This window comes from Streptomyces sp. NPDC029292 (assembly GCF_055569295.1).
Genome location: NZ_JBVHXR010000010.1, coordinates 1 through 15,588 on the forward strand (window position 1 = coordinate 1; position 15,588 = coordinate 15,588).

At 69.8% G+C, this 15,588-nt stretch carries 12 protein-coding genes; 3 read left to right on the forward strand and 9 right to left on the reverse strand.

The genetic code is table 11. The annotated features are described in order from the left end of the window. Positions 1 to 430: 430 nt before the first annotated feature. Positions 431 to 1,438 (reverse strand): stage II sporulation protein M, encoded by a 1,008-nt coding sequence (locus tag ACZ4WS_RS22090; RefSeq protein WP_467982788.1) that lies wholly within the window; start codon positions 1,436 to 1,438, stop codon positions 431 to 433. 119 nt (positions 1,439 to 1,557) lie between these two features. Here ACZ4WS_RS22090 and ACZ4WS_RS22095 point away from each other — a divergent pair, with 119 nt between their 5' ends. Further along, a complete protein-coding gene (locus ACZ4WS_RS22095; protein ID WP_467982789.1) occupies positions 1,558 to 2,598 on the forward strand; it encodes an RDD family protein in 1,041 nt (346 codons plus the stop codon). 45 nt (positions 2,599 to 2,643) lie between these two features. Here ACZ4WS_RS22095 and ACZ4WS_RS22100 read toward each other — a convergent pair whose 3' ends face one another. Further along, positions 2,644 to 3,258: a hypothetical protein gene (locus ACZ4WS_RS22100; RefSeq protein WP_467982790.1), complete on the reverse strand. Its 615-nt coding sequence runs from the start codon at positions 3,256 to 3,258 to the stop codon at positions 2,644 to 2,646. A gap of 100 nt (positions 3,259 to 3,358) precedes the next feature. Then, positions 3,359 to 4,816 (reverse strand): adenosylhomocysteinase, encoded by a 1,458-nt coding sequence (gene ahcY / locus ACZ4WS_RS22105; RefSeq protein WP_467982791.1) that lies wholly within the window; start codon positions 4,814 to 4,816, stop codon positions 3,359 to 3,361. A 494-nt stretch (positions 4,817 to 5,310) separates the two neighbouring features. Between ahcY and ACZ4WS_RS22110 the strand changes: the two genes are divergently transcribed. Both ACZ4WS_RS22110 and lepB read left to right on the forward strand, forming a co-directional pair. Then, on the forward strand, positions 5,311 to 7,398 hold the full coding sequence (locus ACZ4WS_RS22110) for a fructose-specific PTS transporter subunit EIIC (protein ID WP_467982793.1): 2,088 nt from the start codon (positions 5,311 to 5,313) through the stop codon (positions 7,396 to 7,398). A gap of 117 nt (positions 7,399 to 7,515) precedes the next feature. Next, entirely contained in the window at positions 7,516 to 8,199 is a 684-nt protein-coding gene (gene lepB, locus ACZ4WS_RS22115) for a signal peptidase I (protein WP_467982794.1), read from the forward strand. A 56-nt stretch (positions 8,200 to 8,255) separates the two neighbouring features. On the opposite strand, the gene ACZ4WS_RS22120 is transcribed toward lepB, so the two are convergent. The 6 genes from ACZ4WS_RS22120 to ACZ4WS_RS22145 all read right to left on the reverse strand — a co-directional run bounded on the left by ACZ4WS_RS22120 (position 8,256) and on the right by ACZ4WS_RS22145 (position 15,524). Beyond that, positions 8,256 to 9,233: a cation diffusion facilitator family transporter gene (locus ACZ4WS_RS22120; RefSeq protein WP_467982796.1), complete on the reverse strand. Its 978-nt coding sequence runs from the start codon at positions 9,231 to 9,233 to the stop codon at positions 8,256 to 8,258. Between the two features lie 111 nt (positions 9,234 to 9,344). Further along, positions 9,345 to 10,496 carry a mannose-6-phosphate isomerase, class I gene (manA, locus tag ACZ4WS_RS22125; RefSeq protein ID WP_467982797.1) on the reverse strand — a complete coding sequence of 384 codons (1,152 nt, stop codon included), beginning with the start codon at positions 10,494 to 10,496 and terminating at the stop codon, positions 9,345 to 9,347. Between the two features lie 92 nt (positions 10,497 to 10,588). Next, the gene (locus ACZ4WS_RS22130) at positions 10,589 to 11,716 is read right to left on the reverse strand and encodes an SIS domain-containing protein (RefSeq protein WP_467982798.1); all 1,128 of its coding nucleotides are present in this window, start codon (positions 11,714 to 11,716) and stop codon (positions 10,589 to 10,591) included. An 84-nt stretch (positions 11,717 to 11,800) separates the two neighbouring features. Then, complete coding sequence (locus ACZ4WS_RS22135) at positions 11,801 to 11,971, reverse strand: Trm112 family protein (RefSeq protein WP_467982799.1); 171 nt, start codon at positions 11,969 to 11,971, stop codon at positions 11,801 to 11,803. Between the two features lie 305 nt (positions 11,972 to 12,276). Beyond that, on the reverse strand, positions 12,277 to 13,641 hold the full coding sequence (locus tag ACZ4WS_RS22140; protein ID WP_467982801.1) for a phosphomannomutase/phosphoglucomutase: 1,365 nt from the start codon (positions 13,639 to 13,641) through the stop codon (positions 12,277 to 12,279). Positions 13,642 to 13,907: 266 nt separating this feature from the next. Continuing rightward, on the reverse strand, positions 13,908 to 15,524 hold the full coding sequence (locus ACZ4WS_RS22145; protein ID WP_467982803.1) for an L-lactate permease: 1,617 nt from the start codon (positions 15,522 to 15,524) through the stop codon (positions 13,908 to 13,910). Between the last annotated feature and the right edge of the window lie 64 nt (positions 15,525 to 15,588).

Sequence of the window (15,588 nt, forward strand, 5' to 3'; positions counted from 1 at the left end):
GTTGATTTTTGGCACGCTGTTGAGTTCTCAAGGAACGGACGCTTCCTTTGTACTCACCCTCTCGGGCTTTCCTCCGGGCGCTTCCCTTCGGTCTTACTTTGTTTTGCTTCGTTCTTGCGTTTCCGACTCTATCAGACTCTTTCGTGTCCGATTTTCCTCGGTGCTTTCCAGGTTTCCGCTTTCGCGTTTCCCTTTCCGGCGGTTCCGACTTTATCAGAAGTTTTGGGCCGGATTGACCGGCGCCCATTTCTGAATCATCGGGAGAGGCTTCTTGGAACTCGACGGTTCCAGAAGCAAGCAGAGTCTAGCTGCTGCCACCGGACATGTCCAGCTCTAGGCAACTGTTCGAATCTACCTCCCCACTCGCTCCGTGTCAACGGCTCTTGTGGGGCGAAGGAGAGACTAGCAGGTCAGCGGGTGTGCCCGCACATCAGGCAGCGGTCGGCACGGTGGCGCTGCGCTCGGACTCGTCGACGTCACCGGTGTCACCGGCCCGTGCCGCACGACCGCCCAGGACATAGACGTACGTGAGGAAAACCAGTTCAGCCGCTATTCCGATGCCGATACGGGCCCAGGTGGGGAGACCGGACGGCGTGACGAAGCCTTCGATGGCGCCGGAGACGAAGAGGATCAGTGCCAGGCCCATCGCCATGCCCAGGGCGGCACGGCCCTCTTCGGCGAGCGCTGTGCGGCGGGAGCGGGGGCCCGGATCGATGAGAGTCCAGCCCAGCCGCAGGCCTGTGCCCGCGGCCACGAAGACGGCCGTCAGTTCCAGGAGGCCGTGCGGAAGGACGAGCCCGAGGAAGGTGTCGAGACGGCCGGCCGAGGACATCAGGCCGATGCCGACGCCCAGGTTGAGCATGTTCTGGAAGAGGATCCAGAGGACCGGTATGCCCAGGAAGACGCCCAGGACCAGGCACATCGCGGTGGCCTGGGCGTTGTTCGTCCACACCTGGGCCGCGAAAGAGGCGGCGGGGTGACTGGAGTAGTACGTCTCGTACTGGCCGCCTGGGCGGGTGAGGTCACGCAGCTCGCTGGGAGCGGCGATCGAGGACTGGACCTCGGGATGCGTACCGATCCACCACCCCAGGAGGGCCGCGATCACGATGGAGAGGAGGGCGGTGGGCACCCACCAGTGGCGTGAGCGGTAGACCGCTGCCGGGAAACCGTGTGTCAGGAAGCGGGTGACATCGCGCCAGGAGGCGCGGCGGGTGCCTGTCACGGCACTACGCGCGCGTGCCACTAGTTGGCTGAGTCGGCCGGTGAGCTGGGGGTCCGGCGCACTGGACTGGATCAGGGAGAGGTGCGTGGCGGTGCGTTGGTACAGGGCGACGAGTTCGTCGGCTTCGGATCCGGTGAGGCGACGCTGGCGGCGCAGCAGGGCGTCGAGCCGGTCCCACTCCGGGCGGTGGGCGGACACGAAGACGTCGAGGTCCATCGGGTTGGCTGCTCCTCGGCTGCTCGTCGTGAGTGTCAGCTTGTCGTACTGCGGCGCGATGTGCCCTCAGCTTGGCAGACTGGCCATTCTCGGGGCAGGTCAGGGGAAGGACGGCGAGCGTGAGTGAGCTAGTGACAGGCGAGGCGGTGGCGCTGGAACTGCGCCCCGCGAAGCTGCCGAGCCGGGCGCTGGCCGTGCTGCTCGACCTGGCCGTGGCCATGGCCGTCTACGTCATCGTGACCATCGGCCTGGTGGCTTCGACGGCTGCCCTGGACGAAGCGGCCCAGCTCGCGGTCTCGGTCGCGAGCTTCGTGCTCGTGTTGGTGGGTGGGCCGATCGCGGTGGAGACGCTCAGCCACGGCCGTTCGCTCGGGAAGCTGGCGTGCGGGCTGCGGGTGGTACGGGACGACGGCGGGCCGATCCGGTTCCGGCACGCGCTGGTGCGCGGTGCCGTAGGTGTGGTCGAGATTCTGATGACGCTCGGGATCGTCGCGTGCATCGCCTCGCTCGTCTCGGCGCGAGGGCGACGGCTCGGTGACGTGTTCGCGGGGACCCTCGTCGTACGGGAGCGGGTTCCGGCCGGACATTTGCCGTTCGTACCTCCGCCGCCGCCCTGGCTGGCGGGGCGGTTCTCCGGGCTTGATCTGTCCGCCGTTCCGGACGGGTTGTGGCTGGCCGTCCGCCAGTACCTGACGCGGATGCACCAGTTGGATCCGCAGGTCGGTGGGGCGATGGCGGAGCGGCTCGCCGTGGATCTCGCTGCCCGTACGGGGGCTCCGGCGCCGCAGGGGGTTCCGCCGGCCGCGTTTTTGGCGGCCGTGGTGCAGGAGCGGCAGGCTCGGGAGGCTCGGCGGGCGTTTGGCAATGGCGGAGCTGCCGTGACGGCGCGCGGGGGGCCGGATGGGCCCGTGGCCGGGATGCCGGGCGCGGTCGGCCCGGCGATGGGACAGCCGGGGGCTCCCTCGTACTCCTATCCGCCGGTGGCTCCCTCGTACCCCTATCCGTCAGCCGCTCCCTCATATCCCGCGACCGCGGGAGTCACTGATCAGCGCCCGGCCCCGGGCCGACCCGGAACGGCGTCGCCGCAGGCGCCGAAGCCCAGCACGCCGCTGGAAGAACAGGCCGACCATCCCGCGACGGGCTTCGTGCCGCCGGCCTGATCGGACGCTGCCGCGCCGCCCGGCGCCCGACGGGCCGCGACGTCGTCAGGTGAAGACCGACGGTGGTGACTCGAGATGTTCCAGTTCGATGCCGGGTGCGGCGAGCACCACGTCTCCCGAGAGGTGCACGGCGTGCTGCTCCCCCGTGTCCAGCGCTGTGACCTGGTATTCGTCCACGGTCAGGGGGCCATTGTCAGTGGCGTGTGTTTCTCTCGAGATCAAGGCCCAGGACTGGTCGAGGGTGCGCGGGGCGAGGACCGGGTCGGTGAAGGCGACGAGGCGTACGCGGGTCGCGGAGGCTGAGGGGGTGAGGCGAAGGAGACGGGCGGTGGCGACGAGGAATGCGGGAGACGTGCCGGTGAAGGCGTGGGCGCGGACATTGCCTTCGGTGGCCTGCGTGCCGGTGGGGTCGGTGCGGACCCAGGTCACGCCCTCGAGCGCGGCGCCGCGGACCTGCCAGCCGGCGGCGTGCAGTTCGAGACGGATGGGGCGGCCGAGGTCGTCGAGTGCGAGGTCGACGGAGCCCGACTGGTCGCCGGAGGGGGTGGTGAGTTGGGAGACATAGCGCCAGCCGGAGGGGCCGGGCGCGCAGTGGAAGTGCTCTTCAGCGAGGGGGGTGTGATCGTGCGGATCATGGAGCGAATAACGGCCGCGGGGCATAGGGGTTCAGGTCCTCATCGGGGACAGGCCCCCGCCGGGACGGCGAGGGCCTGCTGACATCCGTACGCCGAGCGGTGGTACCGCTGCTCGGCCGGGGTGCTCAGTAGCGGTAGTGGTCCGACTTGTACGGGCCCTCGACCTCTACGCCGATGTACGAGGCCTGCTCGGGGCGCAGCGTCGTCAGCTTCACGCCGAGCGAGTCGAGGTGGAGACGGGCGACCTTCTCGTCCAGGTGCTTGGGCAGCACGTACACGTCGGTCGGGTACTCCTCGGGCTTGGTGAACAGCTCGATCTGGGCCAGCGTCTGGTCCGCGAAGGAGTTGGACATCACGAACGACGGGTGACCGGTGGCGTTGCCCAGGTTCAGCAGGCGGCCCTCGGACAGGACGATGAGCACCTTGCCGTCGGGGAACTTCCAGGTGTGGACCTGGGGCTTGACCTCGTCCTTGACGATGCCCGGGATCTGCGCGAGGCCGGCCATGTCGATCTCGTTGTCGAAGTGGCCGATATTGCCGACGATCGCCTGGTGCTTCATCTTGGCCATGTCCGAGGCCATGATGATGTCCTTGTTGCCGGTCGTGGTGACGAAGATGTCGGCCTTGTCGATGACCTCGTCGAGGGTCGTGACCTGGTAGCCGTCCATCGCCGCCTGCAGCGCGCAGATCGGGTCGATCTCGGTGACGATCACCCGGGCGCCCTGACCGCGCAGGGACTCCGCGCAGCCCTTGCCCACGTCGCCGTAGCCGCAGACGACCGCGGTCTTGCCGCCGATCAGGACGTCGGTGGCCCGGTTGATGCCGTCGATCAGCGAGTGGCGGCAGCCGTACTTGTTGTCGAACTTCGACTTCGTCACGGCGTCGTTCACGTTGATCGCCGGGAACAGCAGGGTGCCGTCGCGGTGCATCTCGTACAGGCGGTGGACGCCGGTCGTGGTCTCCTCGGTCACGCCGCGGATCTCCGAGGCGAGCTGGGTCCACTTCTGCGAGCCGTCGGTGATGGTGCGGTGCAGGAGTTCGAGGATGACGCGGTGCTCGTCGGACTCTGCGGTGTCGACGGAGGGGACCTTGCCGTCCTTCTCGTACTCGACGCCCTTGTGGACGAGGAGGGTGGCGTCACCGCCGTCGTCCAGGATCATGTTCGGGCCGCCGGTGGGGGTGTTCGGCCAGGTCAGCGCCTGCTCCGTGCACCACCAGTACTCCTCCAGGGTCTCGCCCTTCCAGGCGAAGACCGGGACGCCCTGCGGGTTGTCGGGCGTGCCGTTCGGGCCGACCGCGATGGCGGCGGCGGCGTGGTCCTGGGTGGAGAAGATGTTGCAGGAGGCCCAGCGGACCTCGGCGCCCAGGGCGACCAGGGTCTCGATGAGAACGGCGGTCTGCACCGTCATGTGCAGGGAGCCGGTGACGCGGGCGCCCGCGAGGGGCTGCGCCTCGGCGTACTCCCTGCGGATCGACATCAGGCCGGGCATCTCGTGCTCGGCGAGGGTGATCTCCTTGCGGCCGAATGCGGCCAGGGAGAGGTCGGCGACCTTGAAGTCCTGTCGGTTGTCGACAGTCGTCATGGCGAGCTGCTCCTCGGGGTCGGGATTGGGGCGAGGTGGATACGGCTGTCTGCGCGGCGGCGGGCATACGTATGCCCGAGCTGGGCACAGAGGTGCCCGGCAGGGCACAGGCGTGCCTGATGCGCGCAGCGCAGTCCGTCGGAGGCCCTCTCTCCCTCGGTCGGTCCGCGGTGGGACCGCCCGACCGCCATCAGCAGCGACGTCTGGCTCAGTCACCAAGCTACACCGGTGGGCCCGACGCCCCCCAGTCCGCCTCCGGACCCGGAGGGGTCCCGCGCGCACGCACCAGGCCGATAACGGAACACCCTCGGGATCGATAACAGGGAGCGCACAGGATGGGCAGCAGGAGCCATCAGACCAGCACAAACAGGGACTTCTAGACCTTTGAACCTGAGCCTGCGTGTTGCAGGATGCGAGGAGATCGGGACCATGTAAGCGATCTTGCGGGGCGTCCGGGACGGCGTTCCGCGTGACAAAGGCGTTAGGAGATCCACGTGACCAATCCGGCCGGCCCTCCCCCCACGGGCAACGGCGATGGCGAGCAGAAGCGGTTGAAGCTGCTCGCAGTGACCGCATGCCCGACCGGCATCGCCCACACCTATATGGCGGCCGAGAAGCTCTCGCAGGCGGCGGAGCGTCTCGGGATCGACATGAAGGTGGAGACCCAGGGGTCCATCGGCGCCGAAAACGTGCTCGATGACAACGATGTCAGCACTGCCGACGGCGTCATCGTCGCAGCGGACAAGGACGTGGACCTGAGTCGGTTCGCGGGGAAGCGGGTCATCACTGTCGGGGTTGCCGAGGGGATTCACCATCCCGAGCGGCTGATCGAGCAGGTTCGGTCGGCGCCCGTGCACGAAGGAGACGGTTCGGCAGTCTCGAGCGGCGCGCTCGGCGGAGGCAAGGAGCGGGGTGTCTTCTACAAGGCGCTGATGAACGGCGTCTCGTACATGATCCCGTTCGTCGTGGTCGGCGGTCTGCTCATCGCGGTCTCGCTCGCGCTGGGCGGAGACGCGACGGCCAAGGGCTATGTCATCCCAGCGGACACCTTCTGGTACTACGTCAACCAGATCGGTGTCATCGGCTTCCAGCTGATGATCCCGATCCTGTCCGGCTACATCGCCTACGCGATCGCCGACCGACCTGCGCTGGTGCCGGGCATGATCGGCGGCTGGATAGCCAACACGGGCGCGCTGTACGACTCCAAGGCGGGCGCGGGCTTCATCGGGGCGATCGTGACCGGGTTCCTCGCCGGGTATCTGGTGTTGTGGATCAAGAAGGTCAAGGTTCCGAAGTTCGTGCAGCCGATCATGCCGATCATCGTGATCCCGATCGTGGCGACGACGGCGCTCGGCCTGTTCTTCATCTACGTCATCGGCAAGCCGATCTCCTGGGTCTTCGAGCATCTGACCAGCTGGCTGAGCGGGATGACGGGAACGAGCGCGATTCTGCTCGGCGCGATTCTGGGGCTGATGATCGCGTTCGACATGGGCGGACCGGTCAACAAGACGGCGTTTCTGTTCGGCGCTGGGCTCATCGCGACCGGCAACCAGACCGTCATGGGCATGTGCGCGGCCGCGATTCCGGTCATGCCGCTCGGCCAGGGCCTGGCCACGCTGATCCGCAAGCGCCTGTACACCGAGCAGGAGCGCGAGACAGGTCTGGCCTCTCTGTTCATGGGCTGTTTCGGTATCTCCGAGGGCGCGATCCCGTTCGCGGCGGCGCGGCCCGCGCAGGTCATCCCGGCGAACATGCTCGGCGGCGCGGTCGCCGGTGCGATCGCCGGGCTCGCCGGGGTCAAGGACGCGGTCCCGCACGGCGGGCCGATCGTGGCGGTGCTGGGTGCCGTGGGCGGCGTACCGATGTTCTTCGTCGCCGTGGCCATCGGTACCGCGGTGACGGCTCTGACGACGGTCACCCTGGTCGACCTCAGCGAGCGCAAGCGGCGCGGGGAGACGCTGGTGGCCGCGGTGCCGCTCGCGCCCGCTCCCGCGCCCGTGCTCGTCGGGGTGGGCGCCGGTGCGAGTGCCGGTGCCGCCACCGCCGTACGGCCGCAGCCTCTGACAGCGGACTCGACCACTGCCCCCGTCATCACCACAACTCCTGCCACCACCGCGACCGAGCCCGAGGTCCTCTCCGGCTACCTCACCGAGCAGACTGTGAAGGTTCGTCTCGACTCGCGGGACAAGGAGTCCGCGATCCGGGAAATGGCCGGGCTGCTGGCCGCAACCGGGAAGGTCGCGGATGTCGAGGAGCTGGTGCGGACGGCGTTGCGGCGGGAGGCGCAGGGCACGACGGGGCTCGGGGAGGAGATCGCGATTCCGCATGCCAAGACGGATGCGGTGACCGCGCCGGTCGTCGGGTTCGCGCGGTCCGCCGAGGGCATCGAGTGGGGTGCGCTCGACGGGACCAAGGCCAAGCTGGTCTTCATGATCTCCGTACCGGAAGCGTCGGCGGGCGACGAACATCTGCGGATTCTGGCGTTGCTGTCGCGGAAGTTGATGGACACCGGGTTCCGGGAGCGGCTCGCGGCGGCCGCGGACGAGGGCGCGGTGCTCGACGTACTGCGCGAGATTCGGTAGCGGACGCGGAAGAGCGGCGGGCCTCGTGCCAACAGGTGTGGGGCCCACCGTTTCGCGTTCACAGGAAACCGCTAGCCTCTGCGCCGCGCGGGAGGGCCGCGTCGGGAGGGGACAGGGATGCGTAAAGGACGAGGGCTGGCGATCACAGCGTGGCTGTTGGGGCCGTTGGGGGTGGCGATCGTCATCTGCTCGCTGCTGTATGTGCGTTCGGCCTATACGACGGTCACAGTGATGGGCGAGAGCATGTCGCCCACCTACACCGTCGGTCAGCGGCTGTTCGTGGAACGGCTGGACGGCGACGAGGTGCACCGGGGGGACGTCGTCCTGTACGAGGTGCCCGAGAGGCACATCGAGGGAGCCCTGATACAGCGCGTGATCGCGGTCGGCGGCGACCGGATCGTGTGCCCAGGGGGCGTCGGGGTCGAGGGAGCGAACGAGCCGATCACCCTCAACGGGAAACCACTCGACGAGCCGTACGTGAAGGACGGTATCGCCGACGGGGGGCACCAGTTGATCGACGTGACGGTGCCGCCCGGGCGGCTGTTCCTGATGGGTGACCGTCGCTTGAACTCGAACGACTCCCGCTTCTACCAGAGCGACGGCCACCAGGGCACGGTGGCGAACGGAGCCGTCGTGGGCCGGGTGGTCGACAGGCCCGGCGGAGCCGTTGCGTGGTTCGCGGTCGCGGTGCTCGGGCTGGTCGTCGCACTCGCCGGACTCGGCTTCGGGATCGCCGCCCTGGTCGTACGGCGACGGCGGCGGGCGGTGCCTCCCCTGCCGCCGTGGCCCGTGCATGCCTGAACACCCGTGGGGCCCGCCTGATCTTCAGGCGGGCCCCCACTGCGTACAAGCGGAAATCAGTGCTCGGCCGTCTGGGCCGGTCCCCCGGGCGTCGCCTTGCGGTCCGGGCCCTTCGCCGCCTCGGCCTCGCTGTAGATGTCCGGCTCCAGGTAGATCACGCGGGCGATCGGGACGGCGGTGCGGATGCGGGACTCGGCGGCGTTGATCGCGGAGGCGACCTCGGCGGCCGTGTCGTCGTGCTGGACGGCGATCTTGGCGGCGACGAGCAGCTCCTCCGGGCCGAGGTGGAGGGTGCGCATGTGGATGATGCCGGTGACCGTGTCGCCGTCGACGATGGCGTCCTCGATCTTCTTGACGTCGTCGGTGCCCGCGGCCTCGCCGAGGAGGAGGGACTTGGTCTCCGCGGCCAGGACCAGCGCGATCAGGATGAGCAGGACGCCGATGCAGACCGTGCCGATGCCGTCCCAGACGCCGTCGCCGGTGAGCAGGGCCAGGCCGACGCCGCCGAGCGCGAGGACCAGACCGATCAGCGCGCCGAAGTCCTCCAGGAGGACGACCGGCAGCTCGGGGGCCTTGGCGCGGCGGATGAACTGCGCCCAGGACAGCTTGCCGCGCAGTTCGTTGGACTCCTTGATGGCCGTGCGGAAGGAGAAGCCCTCGGCGATGATCGCGAACACCAGGACGCCCACCGGCCAGTACCAGTGCTCGATCTCGTGCGGGTGCTTGATCTTCTCGTAGCCCTCGTAGACGGCGAACATGCCGCCGACCGAGAAGAGGACGATCGAGACGAGGAAGGCGTAGATGTAGCGCTCGCGGCCGTAGCCGAAGGGGTGCTGCGGGGTCGCCTCGCGCTGGGCCTTCTTGCCGCCGATCAGGAGGAGGGCCTGGTTGCCGGAGTCGGCGAGCGAGTGGACGCCCTCGGCGAGCATCGATGACGAGCCGCTGAAGGCGAACGCCACGAACTTCGCTGCCGCGATCGCGAGGTTGGCGCCGAGTGCCGCCACGATCGCTTTGGTGCCGCCTGAAGCGCTCATGTGCTCCTGCTGTCCCTTCGTACGCCGTCCGGGCTTTGCCCGCCCTTTGCCGGTGGGCCATTGTTGCAGCCCGGTCCGACAGCGATGCGTCGGACCACCACCGTGGTCGCCTCAGGCCACAACCGTCGCGCGGAAAATCGTGCCGATCCCTGACACTTCGGCCTTTTCGCCTGCCGGTACGAAGGCCGACTGGCCGGGGGCCAGCACGATGCCGTCCGCGTGTACGGAACCCGCCGTGCAGAGCAGTATCTGCGGCGTCGTGCGCGTGAGGTCGTGTGGGGCGGCACCCTCGGAGAGTACGTACCGGGAGAGGCGGAACTCGTCGATGGGGGTCGCGTAGACCTCCTCGCCGTCCGGGGACGCCTCCGGGCGCAGCACGCCCGGGTCGCTCGCCTCGAAGCGGACGACGCGCAGGAGTTCGGGGACGTCGACGTGCTTGGGGGTCAGGCCGCAGCGCAGGACGTTGTCGGAGTTGGCCATGATCTCGACGCCCAGGCCGTTCAGGTAAGCGTGCGGGACGCCGGCACCGAGGAAGAGGGCCTCGCCGGGCTGGAGTTGGACGTAGTTCAGGAGCATCGCGGCGATGACGCCGGGGTCGCCCGGGTAGTGGTGGGCGATGTCGGCGTACGGGGCGTAGGCGCCGCCGAGGCGGTCGCAGGCCGCCGCGGCCTCGGTGACCGTGTGGGCCATGGCGTCGGGGTCGGCGCTCAGGACGGCCGTGAGGACCTCGCGCAGTACCGCGTCCTCGGGGTGTGCGTGCAGCAGGTCGACGTACGGCTTGAGGGAGTCGACGTCCAGGCCCGCGAGCAGTTCGGCGGCCTCGTCGGGCGCGCGGAAGCCGCACAGGCCGTCGAACTCCGTGAGGGCGCAGATCAGTTCGGGCTTGTGGTTGGCGTCCTTGTAGTTGCGGTGCGGGGCGTCGATCGGGATGCCACGGCGCTCCTCGTCCTCGTAACCCTCCCTCGCCTGTTCGAGGTTGGGGTGCACCTGGAGGGAGAGGGGGGCGCCCGCGGCCAGGATCTTCAGCAGGAACGGCAGGCGGGGCCCGAACTTGGCGACGGCCGCGCGGCCGAGTTCCTTCTCGGGGTCCTCGACGATGACCTCGTTGAGCGGACCGCGCGCCGTGAGCGAGGGCGCGCCCGGGTGGGCGCCCATCCACATCTCCGCCTGCGGCTCACCGGTCGGCTCGACGCCGAGCAGCCGCGGGATGGCGGTGGTCGAACCCCAGGCGTAGGGGCGGACGGTGTTGTCGAGGCGGTCCATGGTGTGTCGTTTTCTCCGTACGTACGCTGCTCGGCGGGCGCTCGTCACCGGGTGTGCGGCAGCTGATGTGCGTCAGCTCGTGTGGGTCAAGATCAGGCCCCCGAAGCGAGCGCCAGGTAAACGGCGGCGAAATCCGTGATGGCGATCAGTTCCGCGAGGGTCTCGAGGTCGCCGCCCTCCTCGGGTTCGAGCTCGCTGATCGCGGTGTCGTGGCTGAGGGCTAGTTCGCGGGCGGCGGGCGCCGCGCTGATACCGCCGATCGGGCGGTCGCGGAGCAGGACCACGCGCACGTGCAGGGCCTGCGCCTCCGCGACGCGGTCACGGAAGAAGTCGTCGGGGTCGGCGCCGGCGGCGAGTGCGCCCGCGAGCAGCACGCTGTGGGAGGCGAGCGCCTCGGGGAGTTCGGCGGTGAGCGCGGGGCGGCCCGCGAGCTCCGCGAGCGCGGCGGTGAAACGGCGGCCCGCGGGGCCCGCGGAGGTGCCCTCCGTCCAGATCACCGGGAGGGCCTCCGCCAGATCGACGGCGAGCGTCTTGGCGGGGTTGCTGTACGTCGCGATGGCCGGACCGCAGCGCTCGGCGATGTGGTCGAGACGGTCGGCGACCTTCTGCAGGGTGTCGGGCGGCGCCGTGAGCAGGGCGGTGCGGTCGAGAAGGGCGAGCAGCGGGGTGAGTAGCGCCCACAGGACGCCGGGGGCGGAGGCCGCGAGGGGTTCGTCCTGCTCGTACGGGGCGGTCGCCATCGGTACGAAGAGGCCGTGCGCGCCCTCCACCCACTCGGCCAGCGGGGAGCCGGCCGGGGCCACGGCGGCGACGGTGCAGCCGCGGCGGTACGCCTGATCGATCAGGAGTTCGAAACCTGGTTCGGTGCCATCGGGCGTGGCGATCAGGAGGAGGTCGACCGGGCCCGCCCAGCCGGGCAGTTCCCAGCGCAGGGCGCCCGCGGCAGGGGCGACACCGGTCGGGGTGAGCCGGGTGAGGGGGCAGCTCGCTCCGGCGAGGGTGCCGAGCAGTTCGGCGACGCCGGTGGCGGCCATGCCGGGGCCCGCGATCAGGACGGCGCGCGGGCGGCCGTCCGGCTTCAGCTCGGGGATCCCGGCCTCGTTGGCGTGCCGGACCGCGGTGCGCACCCGGGCGCCGGCCTCGGCGGCACCGCGGAGCAGCGCCCGTCTGTCGGCGCGGTCGAGCGCCTCGGGGTCGTCGAGCAGCGATTCATCGAGCATGGGGTCGGCAGCCTCCGATCGCCGGGGGGTCGCTTACCTGTGTGCCGCCGGGGTCGCTCGCGCGGGCGGCTGAGCCGCTGTCGCTTACGCGGGGTGGCGGGCCTCGTCGACGAGAAGTACGGGGATGCCGTCCCGGACGGGGTAGGCGAGGCCGCAGTCCTGGCCTGTGCACACCAGCTCGCTCTCCTGCTCCTTGAGCGGGGCGTGGCAGGCCGGGCAGGCGAGGATCTCCAGGAGGCCGGCTTCGAGCGGCATGGGGTGTCCTTCCGAACGGGTGGATGCGACAGGTGGATGCGGCCTGGTCAGGGTACCGCCGTGGGCGGCTGGGCGCCGGGGCTGTGCGGGGGTGAGGCCATGCGGGGGCGGGGGCATGTGACCGGTTTTAGGGGCATATAATCGGTGTTGGGGTGGGCGTCTGGGGTTTTCGCCCCCTCCGCCCCTACCCGTCCCGTACCTGGGGCTGCCGCCCCCAGACCCCCGCTATCGGCCTAACGGCCTCGTACTCAGACGCCGGACGGGCTGAAAGATTGCCGCCCGGCGCTGAAATCGCGCCCCAGGCTTCAGCCTCTGATGATCTCCAGCACCTCGTCCCGCATCTTCCCCATCGTCGCCTCGTCCCGTGCCTCGGCGTTCAGGCGCAGCAGCGGCTCCGTGTTGGAGGGGCGGACGTTGAACCACCAGTCCTCGGCGGTGACCGTCAGGCCGTCGAGCTCGTCCAGCTCGACGCCCTCGCGGCCCTCGTAGGCGGCCTTGATGGCGACGAGGCGGGCGGCCTGGTCGTCGACCGTGGAGTTGATCTCGCCGGAGCCGGCATAGCGGTCGAACTCGGCGACTAGCTGGGAGAGCGGGCCGTCCTGGCCGCCGAGGGCGGCGAGGACGTGCAGGGCGGCCAGCATGCCCGTGTCGGCGTTCCAGAAGTCGCGGAAGTAGTAGTGCGCGGAGTGCTCGCCGCCGAAGATCGCGCCGGTGCGGGCCATCTCGGCCTTGATGAAGGAGTGGCCGACGCGGGTGCGGACCGGGGTGCCGCCGTGCTCCTGGACGACCTCGGGGACCGACCACGAGGTGATGAGGTTGTGGATGACCGTGCCGCCGCCGTGCTTGTCCAGTTCGCGGGCGGCGACCAGGGCGGTGATCGCGGACGGTGACACCGGGTCGCCGTGCTCGTCGACGACGAAGCAGCGGTCGGCGTCGCCGTCGAAGGCGATGCCGATGTCGGCGCCCTCTTCGCGCACGCGCTTTTGGAGGTCGACGATGTTCGCCGGGTCGAGGGGGTTGGCCTCGTGGTTCGGGAACGTGCCGTCCAGTTCGAAGTACATCGGGACCAGCGTCAGGGGCAGTCCGGCGAAGACGGTCGGGACCGTGTGTCCACCCATGCCGTTGCCCGCGTCGACGATGACCTTCAGGGGGCGGATGGAGGTCAGGTCGACAAGGCCGCGGAGGTACGCCGCGTAATCCTCCAACGTGTCCCGCTGCGTGATCGTTCCCGGCGTGGCGTCCGAGGCCGCCGGGGCGCCCGAGTCGAGCCAGGACTCGACGAGTTGGCGGATCTCGGAAAGGCCGGTGTCCTGGCCGACCGGCGCCGCGCCCGCCCGGCACATCTTGATGCCGTTGTACTGGGCGGGGTTGTGCGAGGCCGTGAACATGGCGCCCGGCAGGTCGAACGCGCCCGAGGCGTAGTACAGCTGGTCCGTCGAGCACAGGCCGATCTCGGTCACGTCGACACCGCGCGCCGCCGCCCCACGCGCGAAGGCACGTGACAGGCCGGGCGAGGAGGGCCGCATGTCGTGCCCGATCACGACGGCGTCCGCTCCGGTCACCTGGACGAAGGCCGCCCCGAACAGTTCGGCCAGCGACTCGTCCCACTGGTCCGGAACCACCCCGCGTACGTCGTACGCCTTCACGAGCTGCGACAGATCAGCAGTCACGGCCAACCCTCCAGAAGTCCACTTCGGTCACCCCAAACTACCCGTCCGGGCTGACAGTCCGCTGTGCCCGAGCTGAGCGGATGCGCATCCGTCATCTGCGACGCCGTGTCCGTCACCTGCGGACTCGCCCCCGTCACCCGCGGGTAACGCGGCGCGTCGGGGCACCATCCACTCCGGAGGCCCGGAGGCCCGGAGGCCCGGAGGCCCGGAGGCCCGGAGGCCCGGAGGCTGTCAAGGCAACATCCGCACCGGAGGCTAGGAGCCCGTCAGGGCAACATCCACTCCAGCACCGGCGAACTCTGTCCCACCACGATCAGACACATGATCAGCAGCAGCCCGGCGCTCCACGGCAGCACCTTGCGCAGCAGGTCGCCCTCGCGGCCCGCGAGCCCGACCGCCGCGCACGCGATGGTCAGGTTCTGCGGCGAGATCATCTTGCCGAGGACACCGCCCGAACTGTTGGCGGCGGCGAGCAGTTCGGGAGACAGCCCCGACTCTCGTGCCGCGCTCACCTGAAGGGCGCCGAAGAGGGCGTTGGCCGAGGTGTCGGAGCCGGAGACCGCCACGCCGAACCAGCCGAGAACGGGTGACAAGAAGGCGAGCCCCGCGCCGGCCGCCGCCACGAAGTGGCCGATCGTGGCGGCCTGTCCGGAGAGGTTCATGACGTAGGCGAGGGCCAGTACGGACGTCACGGTGAGGATCGCGAACCTCAACTCGTGGACCGTCGCCGCCCATTCCCTGGCCGCCACGCGCGCGTGCACCCCGAGAACGGCCGCCGTGCACAGCCCGGCGAGCAGCACCAGCGTGCCGCCGGTCGACACCAGGGGCAGCGTGAAGACATTGCCGCCGACCGGCTTGCCGTCCGGATTGACGACGTTCAGGAAGGGCCAGTCGAAGACGCGGGTCGCCTTGGCCAGCCAGTCCTTCACCGCCGGGATCTGCGCGATCGAGAAGATGACGACGATCAGCGCGTACGGGGCGTAGGCGCGCACGACTTCGGGGCGCGGGTCCTCCTCGTCCAGGTCCTCGCTGCGTACGCCGGTCAGGACGGCGGCCCGTACGGGCTCGGCGGCGGGCCTGCGCGCCTGCGGTACGGCGACCAGGGCGGCGGCGCCCGCCAAGGAGGCGCCGATGTCGGCGAGTTGCGCGGAGACGTAGTTGGAGGCGGCGAACTGGGCGGCGGCGAAGGCGACTCCGCACACCAGGGCGGGCACCCAGGTCTCGCGCAGCCCGCGTCGCCCGTCGACCAGGCCGACGAGCAGGAGGGGGACGACGAGGGCCAGCAGTGGGGTCTGGCGGCCCACTACGGAGGCGACGGAATCCAGCGGCAGGCCCGTGACTTGGGCGAGGGTGACGACCGGCGTACCCATGGCGCCGAAGGCGACGGGCGCGGTGTTGGCGACGAGCGCGACGACCGCCGCGCGCACCGGGTCGAAGCCGAGCGCGACCAGCATGACCGAGCAGATCGCGACGGGCGCGCCGAAGCCCGCGAGGGCTTCCAGGAGCGCGCCGAAGCAGAAGGCGACGACGAGCGCCTGGATGCGCGGGTCGTCGGACAGCCGCCCGAAGGAGCGGCGCAGGATGTCGAAGTGCCGGGTGCGGACGGTCATCCGGTACACCCACAGGGCGTTGACGACGATCCACAGGATGGGGAAGAGGCCGAAGACGGCGCCCTGGGCGGCACTGGAGAGCGTCTGGCCCACCGGCATGCCGTACGCGAGCCAGGCGACCAGGGCGGCGGCCAGGAGGCCGATGAGCCCGGCCCGGTGCGCCTTCATGCGGACGCCGCCGAGCAGGACCAGGACGATGACGAGGGGCAGGGCCGCGACGAAGGCGGACAGGCCGAGCGAGTGGGCGACGGGTTCCAGTTCCTGAACGTACACGGGCGCCTCCCCGGATTCCGTGATGCGGAAAGCGATTTCTCACGGCAAACGGAATGGTCGTGTC

What these genes read in the sequence shown, in the direction of transcription:
- ACZ4WS_RS22090 (WP_467982788.1), bottom strand. Translation starts at nt 1,438, where the DNA reads ATGGACCTCGACGTCTTCGTGTCCGCCCACCGCCCGGAGTGGGACCGG.
- manA (WP_467982797.1), bottom strand. Translation starts at nt 10,496, where the DNA reads ATGGACCGCCTCGACAACACCGTCCGCCCCTACGCCTGGGGTTCGACC.
- ACZ4WS_RS22120 (WP_467982796.1), bottom strand. Translation starts at nt 9,233, where the DNA reads ATGAGCGCTTCAGGCGGCACCAAAGCGATCGTGGCGGCACTCGGCGCC.
- ACZ4WS_RS22100 (WP_467982790.1), bottom strand. Translation starts at nt 3,258, where the DNA reads ATGCCCCGCGGCCGTTATTCGCTCCATGATCCGCACGATCACACCCCC.
- ACZ4WS_RS22135 (WP_467982799.1), bottom strand. Translation starts at nt 11,971, where the DNA reads ATGCCGCTCGAAGCCGGCCTCCTGGAGATCCTCGCCTGCCCGGCCTGC.
- lepB (WP_467982794.1), top strand. Translation starts at nt 7,516, where the DNA reads ATGCGTAAAGGACGAGGGCTGGCGATCACAGCGTGGCTGTTGGGGCCG.
- ahcY (WP_467982791.1), bottom strand. Translation starts at nt 4,816, where the DNA reads ATGACGACTGTCGACAACCGACAGGACTTCAAGGTCGCCGACCTCTCC.
- ACZ4WS_RS22130 (WP_467982798.1), bottom strand. Translation starts at nt 11,716, where the DNA reads ATGCTCGATGAATCGCTGCTCGACGACCCCGAGGCGCTCGACCGCGCC.